The 17,687-nt window shown below is 71.9% G+C and carries 15 protein-coding genes and 1 tRNA gene; 6 read left to right on the top strand and 10 right to left on the bottom strand.

Annotation, left to right across the window (positions count from 1 at the left end):
* Window positions 1-3: 3 nt before the first annotated feature.
* Complete coding sequence (locus ACO229_RS21800; protein WP_423462777.1) at window positions 4-666, top strand: aminodeoxychorismate/anthranilate synthase component II; 663 nt, start codon at window positions 4-6, stop codon at window positions 664-666.
* A 26-nt stretch (window positions 667-692) separates the two neighbouring features.
* Here the strand turns inward: ACO229_RS21800 and ACO229_RS21795 are convergent, their stop codons facing one another.
* The 8 genes from ACO229_RS21795 to ACO229_RS21760 form a co-directional block, all read right to left on the bottom strand.
* Window positions 693-1,262 (bottom strand): peptidoglycan-binding protein, encoded by a 570-nt coding sequence (locus ACO229_RS21795; protein WP_397412216.1) that lies wholly within the window; start codon window positions 1,260-1,262, stop codon window positions 693-695.
* A 175-nt stretch (window positions 1,263-1,437) separates the two neighbouring features.
* Window positions 1,438-3,474, bottom strand: coding sequence for a Stk1 family PASTA domain-containing Ser/Thr kinase (pknB, locus tag ACO229_RS21790; RefSeq protein WP_423462776.1), 2,037 nt, complete (start codon window positions 3,472-3,474; stop codon window positions 1,438-1,440).
* Window positions 3,475-5,280 carry a protein kinase domain-containing protein gene (locus tag ACO229_RS21785; RefSeq protein ID WP_423462775.1) on the bottom strand — a complete coding sequence of 602 codons (1,806 nt, stop codon included), beginning with the start codon at window positions 5,278-5,280 and terminating at the stop codon, window positions 3,475-3,477. It abuts the gene before it with no gap.
* Window positions 5,277-6,812: a peptidoglycan D,D-transpeptidase FtsI family protein gene (locus ACO229_RS21780; protein ID WP_397412222.1), complete on the bottom strand. Its 1,536-nt coding sequence runs from the start codon at window positions 6,810-6,812 to the stop codon at window positions 5,277-5,279. Before ACO229_RS21780 ends, ACO229_RS21785 begins: the two co-directional genes overlap by 4 nt.
* Window positions 6,809-8,290 carry an FtsW/RodA/SpoVE family cell cycle protein gene (locus ACO229_RS21775; RefSeq protein WP_397412224.1) on the bottom strand — a complete coding sequence of 494 codons (1,482 nt, stop codon included), beginning with the start codon at window positions 8,288-8,290 and terminating at the stop codon, window positions 6,809-6,811. The genes ACO229_RS21780 and ACO229_RS21775 overlap by 4 nt, the downstream gene beginning before the upstream one ends.
* Window positions 8,287-9,858 (bottom strand): PP2C family protein-serine/threonine phosphatase, encoded by a 1,572-nt coding sequence (locus ACO229_RS21770; RefSeq protein WP_397412226.1) that lies wholly within the window; start codon window positions 9,856-9,858, stop codon window positions 8,287-8,289. Before ACO229_RS21770 ends, ACO229_RS21775 begins: the two co-directional genes overlap by 4 nt.
* 7 nt (window positions 9,859-9,865) lie before the next feature.
* Window positions 9,866-10,357 (bottom strand): FHA domain-containing protein FhaB/FipA, encoded by a 492-nt coding sequence (locus ACO229_RS21765; protein WP_397412228.1) that lies wholly within the window; start codon window positions 10,355-10,357, stop codon window positions 9,866-9,868.
* A gap of 10 nt (window positions 10,358-10,367) precedes the next feature.
* Complete coding sequence (locus ACO229_RS21760; protein ID WP_020017306.1) at window positions 10,368-11,084, bottom strand: FhaA domain-containing protein; 717 nt, start codon at window positions 11,082-11,084, stop codon at window positions 10,368-10,370.
* Window positions 11,085-11,324: 240 nt separating this feature from the next.
* Here ACO229_RS21760 and ACO229_RS21755 point away from each other — a divergent pair.
* A tRNA-Leu gene (locus ACO229_RS21755) sits at window positions 11,325-11,408 on the top strand.
* 118 nt (window positions 11,409-11,526) lie between these two features.
* Here ACO229_RS21755 and ACO229_RS21750 read toward each other — a convergent pair.
* A complete protein-coding gene (locus ACO229_RS21750) occupies window positions 11,527-12,696 on the bottom strand; it encodes an anhydro-N-acetylmuramic acid kinase (RefSeq protein WP_423462774.1) in 1,170 nt (389 codons plus the stop codon).
* A gap of 132 nt (window positions 12,697-12,828) precedes the next feature.
* On the opposite strand from ACO229_RS21750, the gene ACO229_RS21745 reads away from it, so the two are divergent.
* Window positions 12,829-13,677, top strand: coding sequence for a class I SAM-dependent methyltransferase (locus ACO229_RS21745; RefSeq protein ID WP_423462773.1), 849 nt, complete (start codon window positions 12,829-12,831; stop codon window positions 13,675-13,677).
* Here the strand turns inward: ACO229_RS21745 and ACO229_RS21740 are convergent.
* Window positions 13,655-14,488: an alpha/beta fold hydrolase gene (locus ACO229_RS21740; RefSeq protein WP_423462772.1), complete on the bottom strand. Its 834-nt coding sequence runs from the start codon at window positions 14,486-14,488 to the stop codon at window positions 13,655-13,657. The genes ACO229_RS21745 and ACO229_RS21740 overlap by 23 nt on opposite strands.
* Window positions 14,489-14,928: 440 nt before the next feature.
* On the opposite strand from ACO229_RS21740, the gene ACO229_RS21735 reads away from it, so the two are divergent.
* From ACO229_RS21735 to ACO229_RS21725, 3 genes are read left to right on the top strand one after another with little or no spacing between them, the layout of a single operon-like run.
* The gene (locus ACO229_RS21735; protein WP_423465330.1) at window positions 14,929-15,420 is read left to right on the top strand and encodes a low molecular weight protein-tyrosine-phosphatase; all 492 of its coding nucleotides are present in this window, start codon (window positions 14,929-14,931) and stop codon (window positions 15,418-15,420) included.
* 51 nt (window positions 15,421-15,471) lie between these two features.
* Window positions 15,472-16,431 (top strand): NmrA family NAD(P)-binding protein, encoded by a 960-nt coding sequence (locus ACO229_RS21730; RefSeq protein WP_423462771.1) that lies wholly within the window; start codon window positions 15,472-15,474, stop codon window positions 16,429-16,431.
* The gene (locus ACO229_RS21725) at window positions 16,428-17,624 is read left to right on the top strand and encodes an alpha/beta hydrolase (RefSeq protein ID WP_423462770.1); all 1,197 of its coding nucleotides are present in this window, start codon (window positions 16,428-16,430) and stop codon (window positions 17,622-17,624) included. The genes ACO229_RS21730 and ACO229_RS21725 overlap by 4 nt, the downstream gene beginning before the upstream one ends.
* Window positions 17,625-17,687: the final 63 nt, after the last annotated feature.

The following is a 17,687-nucleotide window of genomic DNA, read 5'->3' as shown; positions in this document are numbered from 1 at the left end:
CGCATGACGCGCATCCTCGTCGTCGACAACTACGACTCGTTCGTCTACACGATCGTCGGCTACCTCGACCAGATCGGCGCCCGGACCGTGGTGGTCCGGAACGACGCCGTGCCCGCCCCTGACGCCGACGGCCGCTACTGGTACGACGACGGCGACGGCTCCCCCGCACCCTACGACGGCGTGCTCGTGTCACCCGGCCCGGGGACCCCCGCGGAGGCCGGAGCCTCCGAGGACGTGATCCGGGCCTGCGCGCGGTCGCGCACCCCGATGCTCGGCGTCTGCCTGGGTCATCAGGCGCTCGCCGAGGTGTACGGCGGCACGGTCACCCATGCGCCGGAGCTCATGCACGGCAAGACCAGCCTCGTCGAGCACCAGGGCCAGGGCGTGCTCGCCGGGCTGCCGACGCCGTTCACCGCCACGCGGTACCACTCGCTGGCCGTGACGCCCGAGAGCGTTCCGGCCGAGCTCACGGTGACGTGCGCGACGGCGTCGGGCGTGGTGATGGGGTTGCAGCACCGCGAGCTGCCGCTGCACGGCGTGCAGTTCCACCCGGAGTCGGTGCTCACGGAGGGTGGTCACCGGCTGCTCGCGAACTGGCTGGAGATGTGCGGCCTGGCGGGTGCGGTCGAGCGGGCACAAGGAATGGCGCCGCTGGTCACCTCGTGACCTGCGACGCCATTCCGTTCAGATCACTAGCAGTCAGTCGGGATTGAGCCGTACCAGGACGGGTACGCAACGCCGTACTTGCCCGTCTGCTGCTTGAAGCCGAAACGCCACGTTGATCCGCTGACGGACGCCGGGAAGTACAGCTTCCTGGCTCCCGAACCTGCGTGGTAGTACTTGGAGGTTCCCCCGCCTTCGGTACTTTCGAAGGTCAGGTAGTCATCGGCTCGGCCGAAGGTGGCGGCTCCAACAACTCCATCATCCGAGAGACCGTTGGCCGCCTGAAAGTTCGCCGTGGCGGTCGCTGTGTTCGGCCCGAACTGGCAGTCGATGTCGGAAAGTGAGACCAGATAGCCCTGCGTGTAGAGGAAGGCCTGCCACAGTCCGGTGGCACCCGAATTGCGGTGGTAGTTCTGCCCCAGAACCCCCTCGTTGGCCCATTGGTTCGCAGTGCCTCCATTGCCATCGACCCATCCAGAGCTCGGTGACATGATCGTGACGTCAGGTGTGTCCGCGGGTGCGGCTGCTGCGGTCACACCTCCAGTCAGGGTGAGCGCAAGGGCGAGCACTGTGGTCCATGCATGCTTTCGGGCCATCATGCGACTACTCCTCATCTCGGCGTGGCGGCGACGGCGCAAAGCCATCGCCAGGCTGTGCCATTTTTATCCCTTAAGACCGCTATGTCTAGGATGAAAACTGCATGATCTGCGCCGTGACGAGCGAGTTCGGGCTGCTGAAAGTATTCAGTGGATTGACTGCCGGTCAAGCCCCAACCTAGGGCAGGATCTCCTCGCCGTCCCCGCCGCCTTCTCCCTCGCCACCGTCCTCCGGCGGACCGGACGAGACGACGAGGTTGACGTAGTCGCCCACATTGACGGTGGACCCAGGCGCCGGATCCGATCGGATGACCGTGCCAGGCTCAGGGAAGATTGCGGAAGGCTCCTCGGCGACCTGATCACAGGTGATCTGCACACCCGTGCAGGCCAGCTGAGCATCCTCCAGCGACTTGCCTACGAGATCGACGGGAACGGTGGCCTCCTGCGGGGCCGGCGCCGTCGCGACGTACACGGTGACCGACTGACCCAGCGGAACGTCGCCGGGCTCGGGGTCGGTGCGGACGACCGAGCCCTCCGCGACCTCGTCGCTCTCCTCCGTGTCCCACTGGATGGTGCCGAGCCCGAGGTTGGCGAGCTGCGCCTCGGCCGCTTCACGCGTCTGTCCTGCGACGTTCGGGAGCGTGGTGTTGCCGGTCGCGAGGTAGAGGCTGACGTCCGAGCCCTCCTGGACGATCTGACCGCTCCCGGGCTCGGTCTTGGTGACCATGCCCTGTTGCACGGTCGGGCTGTTCTCCGTCTGGCTCTCGCCCACGGTGAGGTTGAGCCCCTCGAGCGTGGCCCGCGCGGACTCCTCGCTCTGGCCGCTCAGGTCGGGGATGGTGACCTGGCCCGGCGCACCGGCCACGTACACCGTCACGGTCGAGCTCGGCTCCACCTCCGTGCCGGCGGCCGGGTCGGTCGTCCCGGTCGTCTGACCCTCCTTGAGCTCGGACTCCTTGTCGATGGCCTGCTCGAACGTCAGGCCGGCGGCCTCGATCTGCGCCCGCGCCTCCTCGGCGGAGATGCCCTCCGCAATGGTGGGCACGGGCGTCGTCGTCGGCTCGTCGTTGCCGCCGCCGTTCACGATCATGGCGATCACGATCGCCGCGACCGCGGCCAGGGCGATGCCGAGCAGCCACCACATGAGAGCGCGGCTCTTCTTCTCCGGCTCCTGGTTGGCGCGGGTCGGCCCGGGGTAGCCGCCGCCGGGCGTGATGGGGCTCTGCTGCGCGGTGGCCGGCCCCCAGTTGCCCTGCCCCGGCGTCATGACCTGCGTGGCGCCGTACGCGGGCGGGCCTGCCACCTGGGTGGCACCCATCATGGCGCCGGCACCGACCATGGGCGCGGTGACCTGGCCGCCGCGCATCGCGGCCTCCAGGTCGCGCCGGAACTCGGCGGCCGTGCTGTAGCGCTGGTCGCGGTCCTTGGTCAGGGCCTTGAGGGTGATGCGGTCCAGCACCTCGGGCACGTCGGTGGCCACCTCGGACGGCCGCTGCGGCTCCTGCCCCACGTGCTGGTAGGCGACGGCGACCGGGGAGTCGCCCTGGAACGGCGGACGGCCCGTGAGCAGCTCGAACAGCATGCAGCCGGTGGAGTACAGGTCGGACCGGGTGTCCACCTGCTCGCCGCGCGCCTGCTCCGGGGACAGGTACTGGGCGGTACCGATGACGGCGTGCGTCTGCGTCATCGTTGCAGCGGAGTCGGCCATGGCGCGGGCGATGCCGAAGTCCATCACCTTGACCGCGCCGGTGGGCGTGATCATCACGTTCGCGGGCTTGATGTCGCGGTGCACGATGCCGGCGTGGTGCGAGTACTCCAGCGCGCTGAGCACGCCGACGGTGATCTCGACGGCCTCCTCGATCGGCACCGCGGCGCCGTCGGTCAGGATGTCGCGGACGGTGTGACCCTCCACGTACTCCATCACGATGAAGGGCACGTGCACGTCTTCGCCCGCGGCGTTCTGGTGGATGTCCTCCCCCGTGTCGTACACGGCGACCACCGCGGGGTGGTTCAGGGCGGCCGCGGACTGCGCCTCGCGCCGGAACCGGGTCAGGAAGGACGGGTCACGAGCGAGGTCGGAGCGCAGCACCTTGATCGCCACCGTGCGGCCGAGGCGGGTGTCGTGGCCGATGTGAACCTCGGCCATACCGCCGCGGCCGACCAGCTCACCGACCTCGTAGCGGCCGGCGAGTACGCGGGGCGTGTTGTCCACCACTCATACGTCCTTTGATGTCATGGCCGTCTGCCCCGGGGCATACGGCTCGTTGAGGAGCATCATCCCAGAAGCGGCGAGTGCGGCCGCTGCCGGGGAATTCAGTGTTTCGGCATTGATTTCGGAGGAACCCCACGGCTCCTGAAGAGCGCTGTCGTCGCCACCCCCGGTGACCAGCGTGATGATGAGGACCACGAGCAGCAGAGCGACCAGTGCGACGAGCGGCCAGGACACGCGGACCCCGAACCGGTCCTCGAGCCCGCCCACCCACCGTTGGATGTCGGACGACAGATTTCGCCCTTTCCCAGGGTGCCCTCCCGAACGCCCCTGCTGGGGGACCCGCCGTCCGTCCTGGCGTGTCGAGTGCAGGTCGCGGCGTGACGGATAGGACCGCGCGCCGTTGCCGGCCCCGCCCGCCGACGGCGGCGGTGCGTACCCCGAGCCGTGCGGCTGCCCGTAGGCGTCGGACCCGTACGCGCCCGACGTCGTGCCGTAGCCCGCGGAGTCCGACCCGTACCCGGCGGAGTCCGTGCCGAACCCCGCGGAGTCGGTGCCGTAGCCGGCCGAGTTCGTGCCGAACGGTCCGGAGACCGGGCTGCCCGCGGGTGTCCCGGGCGGCGGCGAGTACGGCCGCCCGTAGGCATCCGTCCCGTACGCGCCGGAGGTCGTGCCGTATCCGGCGGAGTCGGTGCCGTAGGCCCCGGATCCGTGCTGCCCCGATCCGTAGCCGCCCGCCGGGGTGCCGGGACCGGCTGCCGGTGCACCGGGTCCGTAGGTGCCGGCCGGAGTGCCCTGTTGGGGTGCGGGAGGCGCGGACTGCGCGTTGGCCACCGTGGTGTGCCGTCCGGCGCCGAACGGGCTCTGCCGCCGGGCGTGCGACGGTCCGGGCTGCGGGGCACCAGCGCGGCCGTTGCCCGCGCGCTGGGCGGAGGGCTGACCGTCACGGCGCGACCGGCGGGCGTAGCGCGAGCTGCCGAACGGGTCCTCCGCGATCTCTGCGGCAAGCATGTCGAGGTGGCGGGCGAGCTGGTCGGCCGACGAGATGCGCTGTGCCGGGTCCTTCTCCAGCATCTTGGTGATCGTCTCCGCCAGGCCGGGGTGCACCGACGTCGGCAGCAGCGGGACCGGGGCGTTGACGTGCGCGATCGCGATGTCGACCGGCGTCCGGCCGGTGAAGGGGCGGCGTCCGGCCGTGGCCTCGTAGGCCACCACGCCGAGGGCGTAGATGTCGGAGGCACCCGTCGCCGACTGCCCGACCGCCTGCTCGGGCGACAGGTACTGGGCGGTGCCCATGACCATGCCCGTGGCCGTCATGGGCACCTGGTTCTGCGCGACCGAGACGCCGAAGTCCGTGATCTTCACGGTGCCGGAGTGCTCCAGCAGGATGTTGCCCGGCTTCACGTCGCGGTGCACCACGCCGGCGAGGTGAGCGGCGTGCAGGCCCCGGGCCGTCTGGGCGAGGATCGGCAGCAGCCGGGCGGGCTGGAGCACCGGCTCCCGTTCGAGCAGGTCGGCGAGAGGCTCGCCCAGGACCAGCTCCATGACCAGGTACCCGGCGCCGCGCTCCTCGCCGTAGTCGAACATCTGCGCGATGTTGGGGTGGACGAGGGCCGACGAGTTCCGGGCCTCCGTGCGCAGGCGACGGAGGAAGTCCTCGTTGCCCGTGTACTCCTCGCGGAGCACCTTCACGGCGATCTCGCGCGCGAGCTTCTCGTCGCGCGCGACCCAGACCTCGCCCATGCCGCCCATGGCGATGCGCCGCACCAGCGTGTAGCGCCCGCCGAGCGTCAGGCCCTCGACCGGTCTCATTGCTGGATCGCCGCCTGCATGATCTGCGCGGCGATCGGGCTGGCGAGCGCGCCACCGGTCGTCTCGTTCGTGGACTGGCCCTCGTTCTCGAGGACCACGGCGACCGCGACCTGCGGGTCGTCGGCCGGTGCGAACGAGGTGAACCACAGCGTGGGCGACCGCGGGTCGTCCTCGGCGGTACCGGTCTTGCCGGCCACCTGGACGCCCGGGATCTGGGCGCCGGATCCGGTGCCGGTGTCGCCGTTGACGACCTCGAGCATCATGTCGGTGAGTGCCTCGGCCGTGGACGACGAGAACGGGCTCTTGTAGCGGCTCGGCTTCGTCTGGCTGACCAGCTCGAGGTCGCTGTCCCGGACGCTCTGGATCAGGTAGGGCTCCATGAGGTCGCCGTCGTTCGCGATGGCCGCGGAGATCATGGCCACCTGGAGCGGCGTCATGCGCACGCTGCCCTGCCCCATGCCGGACAGCGCGATGCGCGCGTCGGAGTCGTCGTCGTTCTCGCCGCCGATCAGGCCCGGGTAGGCACCGACCGACGTCGTCATCGGGATCTCCAGGGACTCGGTGAAGCCGAAGTCCTGGAACATCTGCTGCATCCCGTCCTTGCCGACCTGGTTCGCCAGGTCGAGGAAGGCGGTGTTGCAGGACATGGCCAGGGCCGCCTTGAGCGTCATCTCGCCGGTGCTCGAGCAGCTCTCGCCGCCGAAGTTCTGCACCGGCGTCGACGTCCCCGGGAGCGTGTAGCTGTCGGGGGCCGGGATCGAGGTGTCCGGGGTCACGCCGTCGTACTCGATCGCCGCGGCGGAGGTCAGCAGCTTGAATGTGGACCCCGGCGGGAACGTGGCGTTGATGGTGCGGTTGATGGTCGGCCCGTAGACGCTGCGGCGCTCCTCGCCGTCGACGCTGCCGATCACCGGCTTGTCGTTGATCAGCGCCTCCGAGGCCGCTGTGGCCTCGCCCGCGTCGTGCACCGCGAGCGTGTTGGGGTCGTAGGACGGCTTGGAGACCATCGCCAGGATCGCCCCGGTCTTGGGGTCGAGCGCGACGGCGGCCCCGTTGCGGTCACCGAGGGCGTCCCAGGCCGCCTTCTGCACCTCGGGGTCGATCGTCAGCTCGACGGAGGAACCCTGCGCCTCCTCGCCCGTGATCAGGTTCTGCAGGCGGTCGAGCCACAGGGAGTCGTCCTCGCCCGCGAGGTAGCTGTTGGCGTAGCGCTCCATCCCGGTGACGGTGCCGTTGACCGAGAAGTAGCCGGTCACCGGTGCGTACACGGCGGCGGCGCCTCCGTCGCCCTCCGAGTAGGTGCGCTGGTACTTGTAGTTGTCGTCGACGGGCACGGACGTGACGATCGCCTTGCCGTCGCTCACGACGATGGGCCCGCGGTCCCGCGCGAGCGCGCTGTAGATGCCGCGCACGTTGCGCCCGTCGCTGTTGAGCGACTCCGCGGACACGAACTGGATCCAGGTGGTCGACACCATGAGGGCCAGGAACATGACCATCACGACGCCCGACAGCCGGCGGAGGGTGGCGTTCACCGGTCCACCCCCCGGACGATCTGGGTCGCGTCGTCGGGCGTGCCGCCGTGTCCGGCGCCCGCCTCGGTCTCGGCCTGCACCGGCCTGCCGCCCCCGACCTCGATGGCACCGCCGCCGACGACGGCGGGCGCCGGGTCGGCGAGGGCACCGCGGGTGGGCAGCGCCGACGGGCGCCGTGCGGCGTCGGAGATACGGAGCATGAGGGCGATGACGATCCAGTTCGCGAGCAGTGACGATCCGCCCTGCGCCATGAACGGCAGGGTCAGGCCGGTGAGCGGGATGATGCGGGTGATGCCGCCCACCACGACGAAGAGCTGCAGCGCCATCACGAACGCGAGCCCGCCGGCGAGCAGCTTGCCGAAGCCGTCGCGCACGCCGACCGCGTGGCGCAGGCCGCGCTGCACGATCACCAGGTAGACCAGCAGGATCGCGAGCAGGCCGGTGAGGCCGAGCTCCTCGCCGAGGGCGGCGTAGATGAAGTCGGAGAACGCGAACGGCACGTACTGCGGGTACCCCTCGCCCCAGCCGGCGCCGAACATGCCGCCGTACGCCATCGCGAACAGGCCCTGCACGAGCTGGTAGGACGGACCGTCCGACAGCTCGGGGTTGAGCGCGTCCAGCCAGATGTTCACGCGGAGCTGCACGTGGCTGAAGATCGACCAGGCCACCACGGCGCCGACCGCGAACATGAGCAGGCCGATGGCGATCCAGCCCACGCGGTCGGTGGCGAGGTAGAGCATGCCGACGAACAGGCCGAAGAACAGCAGCGACGTTCCCAGGTCCTTCTCGCCGATGAGGACGGCCAGCGACACGGCCCAGACGATGAGGATCGGACCCAGGTCGCGCAGGCGCGGCAGCTGCAGGCCCAGGAACTTCTTGCCGGCCAGGGCGAGGGTGTCGCGGTTGGCGACCAGGTAGCCCGCGAAGAACACGGCGAACGCGATCTTGGCGAACTCGGCCGGCTGCAGCGAGAAGCTGCCGATGTAGATCCAGATGCGCGCGCCGTTGACCTCTCGGCCGAGGCCGGGGATCAGCGGCAGGATCACCAGCACGATGCCGACGATCATCGCCGTGTAGGTCAGGCGGCGCAGACTGCGGTGGTCGCGGATGACGAACAGGGTGACGCAGGCGACCACGATGCCGAGCGCGGTCCACATGAGGTGGCGCGACGCGTTCGCGCCGTCGATGTCGACGAGGTCCTGACGCAGGATGGTCGCCATGCTGATGCTGTTCAGCAGCACCACGGCGGGCAGGATCACCTGATCGGCGTAGGGCGCGCGCAGCCGCAGCACGATGTGCGCGGTGAAGGCGAGTGCGGCCAGCACGATCGTGTAGGTCCAGAACCCCTCGGGCAGGCCGTCCTCGAGCGAGTAACCGACCATCCACATGCCGCCCATGCCGAGCGCCAGCGCGACGACGAGCAGGATCGCCTCGGCGATGCGCGCTGGGGCACCCTCCTCGGGCCGGAGCGCCGTCATCCGTTCTTCTCCTGGCCGGCGTCGTCCGCGGTGTTCTCAGCAGTGTTCTCAGCCGTGCTCTCCGGCTGGGACGACGTGTCGTTGCGCGGTTCGTCGCTCGGGGTCGGCGTGGACGACGGTGTCGGGGTCGACGACGGCGTGGGCGACGGCGAGGGGTCGGTCTCCGCGGCGGCGTCCGCGATGAGGCGGTCCGCCCGCCCGCGGGCGTCCTCCAGCGAGGTGGCCCGGATGGTCTCGTGCACCCGGTCGGCGACGAAGTCGGGCAGCTCGTCGACCCGGGTGCCGGTGAGCTCGACGGGCGTCGAGAAGCTCAGGGGTCCCGCCGTGGCGGGGATGCCGCGGAACACCGCGACCTGGCCGTCCGACTCGCCCACGTAGTACTGGGTCTGGGTCCAGCGGTAACCGGCCCAGCCGGCCACGCCGAGCCCGACGACGAGCAGCAGCGCACCGACCACGGTCAGCCAGGCGCGCTTCTTCGGAGTGGCGGACTCCTCGTCGGTCTCGTCGTCCGTCTCGTCGTCCGGCTGGATGTCGGGCTGGTACTGCTCCTCCTCGGAGCCGCTCGCGATCACGGCGTGCTCGAGGGTGTCGGCGAGCCCGTCCTGCGCCACCGCCCCGGACAGCACGCTCACGGCGGCGGGGGCCGCGGCAGCCTGCTCGCCCCCGGGCGCGGGCGCCCGGACGAACCCGGTCACGGTGTCGCCGTCGATCCCGGAACCGGGACCAGGGCCGGGCAGGCTGGTGGGTGCCTGCTGGTCGCCGCCGGCCGCGGTCACGCCGGCGAGCGCGGCCGAGCCGACGATCTCGGGAACGACGGTCGCGGTGGTGCCGGCTGCGGCGGCCTCGTCGAGGACGTCCGCCACGACGACGGTGATGTTGTCGGTGCTGCCCGCGCGCATGGACATCGAGACGAGCCGCTCGACGGCGTCCTGCGGGGACGCGACCGAGGCGAGGACCTCGGCGATCTCGTGCTCCGGCACGAACCCGGACAGGCCGTCGGAGCAGAGCATCCAGCGGTCGCCGGGCACGGCCTCACGGATCGACAGGTCGGGCGTGAGGTCCAGGTCGAAGTCGCCCAGCACGCGCATGACGACGTTGCGCTGCGGGTGGGTCTCCGCCTCGTCGGGCGTGATGCGGCCGGTGTCGACCAGGTGCTGCACGAAGGTGTGGTCCACCGTGACCTGCGCCAGGACGCCGTCCCGCAGCAGGTACGCGCGCGAGTCGCCCAGGTGGGCCATGGCGAGCGTGTTGCCGGACTTCAGCAGCGCGGTGACGGTGGTGCCCATCCCGGCCAGGTCCGGGTCGGCCGTGGTGGCGTCGACGAGGTCCTGCCGGGCGCGGTCGATGGTCCGTTCCAGCTCGGACATCGACTGGTCAGAGCTGTGGTCGGGCCGGTCGAGGCCCACGAGGGCCGCGATGGTCAGCGCGGATGCGACGTCGCCGCCCGCGTGCCCGCCCATGCCGTCGGCCACGACGAGGAGGTTGGGCCCCGCGTACGCGGAGTCCTGGTTGTTGGAGCGGACGAGGCCGACGTCGGAACGCGCGGCATACCGCAAGGTCACGGTCACGTGGTGGTCATCCCTGGAGCTCGACGACGGACTGTCCGATCTGTACGCCCACACCCGGGGCGAGCGGGACGATGCCCTGGACCCGCTCCTCGCCGATGTAGGTGCCGTTCGTGGAGCCGAGGTCCTCCACGAACCACTGTCCGCCCTGGGGGAAGATCCGTGCGTGACGGGACGACGAGTAGTCGTCGTCCAGCACGAGGGTGCAGCTGGGTGCCCGGCCGATCAGCACGCCGGACGAGGTGAGCGGGATGGTGGTACCCGTGAGCGGGCCGGCCACCACGACGAGCCGGGACGGGCCACCCCGCTGCGGGGCCCGGGGCGCCCCGCCACCCGGGGCCGGCGACGGGGCCGGGCCCGCGAGCTCGGGCCGGCGCCGCCTGCTGCTCGCGGTACGTGGCCCGGCCAGGTCGCGCCGCAGCACGGCTACGGCCGAGAGCACGAACACCCACAGCAGCACCAGGTAGCCCAGCCGGAGCAGGGTGAACGTCAGCTCGCTCATGTCGGGTCAGTCACCAGTCCTCGTTGTCCGCACCGGAGGCACTGCCGGTCCAGAACATGATGCGGGTACGGCCGATGGTCATCGTGTTGCCGTCGAGCAGGGTCGCGGCCGGGACCTGGTGGCCCTCCACGTACAGACCGTTGGTGGAGCCCATGTCGGTCGCGACGACACCGTCGGGTGTCACGCGGATCTCCAGGTGGCGCCGGGAGACACCCGGGTCGTCCACCACGATGTCCGCCTCGGCGTCGCGGCCGATGACGGTGACGGGCCCGGTCAGCAGGTACCGCTGACCGTCGATGTCGATCAGGGGGTGCCGTCCGGTCGGCGCGCCGGACGTCGCCGGGGCGACGCTCCCCTGCACGCTGCGCGACCGCACGGTGAAGCGGCCGGGCACCAGCTCGTACTGCTCGTCGAACGTGACGCTCACGGGGCCGACGAACGCGTAGTGCTGCGTCGCGGCGTACGCCGTGATGTTGGACGCGAGCTCGTCGGCAAGGGTCTGTGCACCCCACGCCTCGATCTGGGCGAAGTCGTCTGGGGCGAGCTCGATGGTGAACTCGTTCGGCGCGACGGTACGGTCACGTCCGACGACCGCGGCACGGTCGTCCAGCTCGCGTCGCAGCCTGCTCGCCAGTTCGACTGGCTTCACCTCGCCACGTCCCACCTTGGCGAACGCGTTGTTCATCATGCGCTCCACGCTCTTCTCGAAGCGGTCCAGGGCGCCCATGCCACCTCCTTCCAGGGTCTGCGCCGGGCAGACTACCTAGATCGTATAGACCGGTAGCTGCCCGCAGACTCCAATACTGTGGATGTCCTGCGGATCTTCTCCGATCTTCCCTCAGGTGGCGCGATGAGGAGAGGCGTGGGCGGATCCGCACGCTACTAGACCTGCGGCGGGACGTGAACCACTTCACCGGATTTGGATTCGGAGGTGGGGTCCGGGACGTGCTAGCGTTCATCCAGCAGCGCGCGAGTGGCGGAATAGGCAGACGCGCACGGTTCAGGTCCGTGTGCCCGAAAGGGCGTGGGGGTTCAACTCCCCCCTCGCGCACGTTGTGACGAAGGCCCCGACTCTTTGAGTCGGGGCCTTCGTCATGTCCGGGGCCCTTTTCAAAGACGTCATGGGTACTTCTCCCCGGCTGTCCCCTTCCCGGTGGACGGGGTGCCGGTCAGCCACCACGCGCGACCTCCAGTCGTCCCGGCCGCCTCACCCCACTGCTCGCACCGGGTGGAAACCCTCCGCCGGCCCCCGGCGTCACCGACCCCAGCACGCTCGCCTGCCGCGCCCCCGTCGCCCCCGGCAGCACCCCCGCCAGTCCGTGCCACGTGTGCCAGCCCAGCACCGCGAACGCCAGCGCCTCCTTGGCCTGGCTCGGCACACCCAGCTCGTCCGAGGTCCGGACCGCCACCCCGGGCAGCTCCTCCCGCAGCGCCGCCATGAGCACGGGGTTCCGCGTGCCGCCGCCCGACGCGACGACCTCGGTGGCACCGTCCCGGATCGCGTCCGCGACCGTGCGGGCGGTCAGCGCCACGAGGGTGGCGAGCAGGTCCTCGGCCGACGGCGGCGTCGGCCCCAGATGATCGAGCAGGTAGTCGAGGTGGAAGAGCTCCTTGCCGGTCGACTTCGGGGCCGCCCGCGCGTAGTACGGCTCGTCGAGCAGGCGTGCCAGCAGCTCGGGGAGCACGCGGCCGCGGGCGGCGAGCGCGCCGTCGGCGTCGAAGGCGAGCCGGCCGCCGGTGACGTGCCGCGTGGCGGCGTCGAGCAGGGCGCACGCGGGACCGGTGTCGAAGGCGAGCGCTCCCCCGCCCGGCGTCCGTACCGTCACGTTCGCGATCCCGCCGAGGTTGAGCGCCACGGCCGAGCCGGGCCGCCCCGCGAGCCACAGCGCGTCGAACAGGCCGACCAGCGGTGCGCCCTGTCCGCCGGCGGCGACGTCGCGGGTGCGCAAGCCGGAGACGACGGGCAGCCCTGTCGCCTCGGCGATCCAGGCCGCCTCGCCGATCTGCAGCGTGCCGCGCACGGCGGCGTCCTGCACCCAGTGGAAGACGGTCTGCCCGTGCGAGACCACCAGGTCGGCCCGCCCGCCGCACAGCTCGGCCACGGCACGCACCGCGACGTCCGCGAACGCCTGCCCGATCCCGGTGTCGAGCCGGCACACCGCCTCGAGCGTGGTCGGCGCCGGAGGCAGCGTCGCGACGAGCTCGGACCGGAGCGCCGGAGGATATGGCACGGAGAGATGGCCGAGCGGCGTCAGCACCAGCGTGCCGTCGTCGAGGCGTAGCTCGCACGCTGCGGCGTCGACGGCGTCGTGCGACGTGCCGGACATCAGGCCGACCACCCGGAGAGAATCCGGTCTCTTCGCAGGTGAGAGCCCTGTTCCGGGCAACGGTTCCGCCATCACATCGACTCCTCCGGTCGTGATTGCACCAGTGTTAGCCCGTTGCTCCGAGTTTGCGCCACAATCTCCCCCATGCTTGACGTCTCGATCGCCCCAGCTCCGGCGCCGGACGCGCCGTTCGAGGATCACATCGAATGGGCGCGCAACGCTCCCGCGACCCCGTCGAACCCCGCGGCGCTGTTCACCGGCGGTCTCGACGAGACCCCCGTCGGCGACCGGCTCACGGTCGACACCCCCGGCTGGGACTACCCCGCCCTCGCCCGCGACCTCGTGCTCCGCTCCCGGGGCGCCGTGCTGGACATCGGCACGGGCAGCGGGGACTTCTTCGCGGGCCTGGGCCCGCTGCCCAAGGGCTCGGCCGCCACGGAGTCCGGGCCCGCCTTCCTCACGGCCCGGCGCCGCCTGGAGCCGCTCGGCGTGGACGTGCGCCGGGCCGAGCCCTCCTGGACGGGGGACGTGCTGCTGCCGTTCTTCGACGGTCAGTACAGCGCGGTCCTCAGCCGGTTCAGCACCATCGACCCCGCCGAGGTGGGCCGGGTGCTGGAGCCGGGCGGGACCTTCCTCACCGAGCAGGTGGACACGCGCGACGGCATCGCCCTCAACAAGGCCCTCGGCGTGCCGCTGGGCTGGGACCCGGACGCCGTCACCGTCGACGTCGTCTCCGACGGGCTCGTCGCCTCCGGCCTGGAGATCGTCGACGCCCAGGAGTACGCGGGCACGCGCACGTTCACCGACCTGTCGTCCGTGCTCTGGTACCTGCGCACCGCGGCGTGGCAGGTGCCCGGGCTCGCCGAGCTCACCCCGGCGGCCGTCGCCCGGCACGAGGCGGGGCTGCGCGCGCTGCACATGCACCTCGCCACCGGCAACGCGCTCGTCGACGAGGCCCCGCGCATCCTGGTCACGGCACGCCGGCCCTTCTGAGCAGGCTCGACACCGCCTCCGCCAGCGCCGTCGGAGGCACGTCGGCGCCGTGCCCCGGCAGCGCCACCCGGTGTGCCGCCGGCAGCACACCCGCGAGCGAGTCCGCCGCCGTGGTCACCGCGGCGGCGCTCGCGGCGCCGTCCACCACGAGAACCGGCTGGCCGATCTCGCGCCAGCGGCACATCAACGCCCGGCGGCCGAGCGCGATGCCGGCGAGCACCCGGCCGTCATAGGCGATGGTCGGTGCGATCGCCTCCAGGTCCGCCCACGACGCCGAGGCCCGCATGCGCGGTACGAGATGACAGGGCATGCCCACGACGTCGAGGAACAGCTCGACGGCGCTGCCGCGGTCCCCCGCCTCGACGCAGGCCTCGACACCGGCGATCATCCGCGGGTCGACGGGCGCCGCACCGCTCGCGACGTCGTACGGGGGTTCGTGGCAGAGCACCGCGGTGACGCCAGCGCCCAGGTCGGCGGCGGCGCGCAGCGCGAGGAACCCACCCGACGCGATGCCCACGAGCGCCGCCGGGCCCGTGACCTCCAGCAGGGCGGCGATGTCGTCGACCTCCCGGTCCACGCTGTACGGGGGCGTGTCCCCGCTCGCGCCCCGGCCCCTCCGGTCGTACCGCAGTGTGGTGACCCTGTCCTCGAGCTCGGCCGCCACCGCGCGCGTGACGGGCAGGCGGTGCGCGAGCACGCCGTCGACCACCACGACCGCGGGCGCCGCACCGGGCACGGGGCCGGTCAGGTCGTACGCGATCCGGGTGCCGTCGGCCGACGTCGTGAAGGCGTCGACGGTGAGGGTCGTCATGCAGGGCAGACGGTTCGGCCGGCCGAAAGTCGTCGCCGGGGCCGGTGCTCGGGGCTACCGATTTCGCCGCGAGGAAAAAACCTGTGCGAGCGCCCGCGCGGGGCGTAGGTTCGTGGGCACATGAGAAGGGAGGTGATCCGAGCAGTGATTTCACATCGGACCCATGAGGTGGTCGCGCGCTAGTCGCGTGACGCGCAAGCGTTTCGCGCCGACACCGGTCCGGGGGCTCAGCACGGGGCTTTCCTGATCGGTCAGGCGCAACGGGACATGGTGGCGAAACTCTCGCGACCACCGGAGCCCGCGGGTGCCGTGCCCTCGTCCAGCACGGCTGACAGATGTCGCCCCGCGGGCTTTCCCGTGCCTCCGCGCCACCGGCCCGGCGCGCCGTGACCGGCACGGCCCGCGTCAGGGAGAATCCCTGGGTGACCGCCTACCGCGTGATGACCGTCTGCACGGGCAACATCTGCCGCTCCCCCATGGCCGAGATCGTGCTCCGCGACCGCTTCGAGGCCGCCGGCCTGGGCGACGCCGTCGAGGTCGACTCCTCGGGCGTGAGCGACGAGGAGCACGGCAACCCGGTCGACCCGCGGGCCCGCGCCGTCCTGGCCGAGCACGGCTACCCGACGGGCGACGGCCATCGTGCCCGGCAGGTGTCCCGGGCCGACGTCGGCTCGCGAGACCTGGTGCTCGCCATGACCACCCGGCACGCGCGCGTGCTGCGCGACCTGGAACGGGGGGACGGCGCGGTGGTCCGCATGTACCGGTCGTTCGACCCGGCCGTCGCGGGGCTGCCGGAGAACCGGCTGGACATCGCCGACCCCTGGTACGGCGGTCCCGACGACTTCGAGGAGTGCCTGGCCGAGATCGAGGCGGCGGCGGACGGCGTCGTCGCCTTCGTGCGGGCGGAGCTCGGCGTGCGGTCGGACGCCTGACCGCGACCGGTTCACCCGGCCGACGTGGCGGGGGCCGATTACCGTGAGGGGATGACGCCCGCGTCTCCCGACCGGCTCGTCGTGCTCACCGGGGCCGACGGCCGCCTCGGATCCAGGCTGGCCTTCCGCGTGGCCGCGGCGGGCGGTCAGCAGCGTCTGCTCGTCACGGGCCGGGGCGTCACACCCCGCCTGCCCGACGGCGCGCCGCTGCCGGAGGCGGAGGTCGTGGCACTCCCGGCCGACCTCTCGCCCGGGACCGCCCCCGAGACCGCCTCCAGGATTCTGACCGGCGCGTTCGAGGGTGCGCACGCCGTGTTCCTCGTGCCGAGCCAGGTACGGCACGGGCGGCTCGCCAAGCATCGCGCCGCCATCGACGCCGCGGTGCTGGCGGGTGTGCGGCACGTGGTCTACGTGTCGTCGGTGGGTGCTGCGGCCGACGCCGTCTCGTCCGCCGCGCGCGACGACTGGCTCACCGAGGAGTACCTGCGCGGCACGGACCTGCGCTGGACGCTGCTGCGGACCTCGATGTTCCACCGCACCCTGACGTTCGCCGTCCACGACGAGTCGTACGGTGCGCCGGGCGGCACCGTGCTCCGCGCGCCCGCGGGGGACGGCCGGGTCGCCTCCGTCTCGCACGAGGACGTGGCCGACGTCGCGACCGCCGTGCTGCTCGACGAGGACCCCGGCCGGCACGCCGGGCGTACGTATCACCTGACCGGACCCGAGGCGATGAGCTTCGCCGAGATCGCCGCGACGCTCTCGGCGGCCATCGGGCGGCCCGTCCGGTACGTGCCCCAGACCGTCGAGCAGGCCCGCTCCTTCTTCTCGCGGTCCACCAGTGCCGAGGTCGAGGACTGGATCACCCAGTGCCAGGCGATCGAGGCGGGTGTGCTGGCGCGGGTCAGCCCCGACGTCGGGCACCTGGCGGGGCGCGGCGCGCGGTCGCTGGCGGACTGGCTCGACGACTACCCGGCGGAGTGGGCGCACCTGCGGTTACCGTCAGTCAGATGACGAGCCTCTCCCCCGGTCCCGACGACGGGACGACGACGCAGCCGGCGTGGGAGCCCGACGTGCTGCCGGGCTTCGAGCGCCGCACGCTGCCGCTGTCGCCCGACGAGGACGAGCCGGAGGTGGTGGCGACCCTGGTCCGCCGCATGCGGCCGGAGCCCGACCGGGCCGGCGACGCCGGGTCGCGCCGCTCGCGCCATGTGGGCGCCGACAACCCCCAGGTGGCGCGCCTCTGGGAGGAGCTGTCGGAGCTCGGCCGGCGGCTCGGGCTGCGGGGCGGCGGACGGGCGCACCCCGACGGCTCGCCCGAGCCGTCGGGCGACGGGGCGTCGCGGGCCGAGGTGCCTGACGCCGGCGTCGACGTGCTGTACGTGCACGGCTGGCTCGACTACTTCTTCCAGGTGCACCTGGCGGACTTCTGGGAGTCGCTCGGTGTGCGGTTCCACGCCCTCGACCTGCGGCGCTACGGACGCAGCATCCGGGAGGGCCAGACCCCGGGCTACATCCGCAGCCTGGCGACGTACGACGAGGACATCGAGGCGGCGCTCGACGTCATGGGCCACGGACGGGCCGACGAGCCCGAGCGCAAGCTCGTGCTCATGGGGCACTCCACCGGCGGACTGACGGTCAGCCTGTGGACGGCCCGCAACCAGGAGCGGGTCGCGGGCCTGGTGCTGAACTCGCCCTGGCTGGAGTTCCAGCCGCGCGAGACGGTGCGCAAGCTCATGGAGCCCGGCATCCGGGTGCAGTCCGCGCTGGTGCCCCGGAGTCAGCTCGTCAACCTGGATCGCGGGCTGTACGCGCGGTCCATCTCGGCGCGGTTCGACGGCGAGTGGGACTACGACGTGGCCTGGCGCCCCGACGCCGGGTGGGCGCCGACGCCGGCCTGGCTCGCCGCGATCTTCCGTGGGCAGGATCAGGTGGCTCGCGGCCTCGGCATCGAGGTGCCCGTGCTCGTGCTGCTCAGCGCACGGAGCTCGATGCCCACGCGGTGGAGCGAGGACATGCGGAGCACCGACTCCGTGCTGGACGTCATCGGCATCGCGCGGCGGGTGCCCGACGTCGGTTCGCTCGTGACGCTGGTGCGGATCGACGGCGCGCTGCACGACGTGACCCTGTCGGCCGCACCCGTGCGTGAGCAGGTGTGGCGCCAGACGCGACGCTGGTTCGACGGGTACGTGCTCGCCGGGCGCTGACGCCCAGGTTCCCGCGGCCCTGGCGGCCTGACGGCCCCGGTGCGATCCTGGAACGGAGGTGCC

Source organism: Promicromonospora sp. MS192 (genome assembly GCF_049532985.1).
GTDB lineage: Bacteria > Actinomycetota > Actinomycetes > Actinomycetales > Cellulomonadaceae > Promicromonospora.
This window is presented reverse-complemented; position numbering and strand designations above follow the sequence as displayed.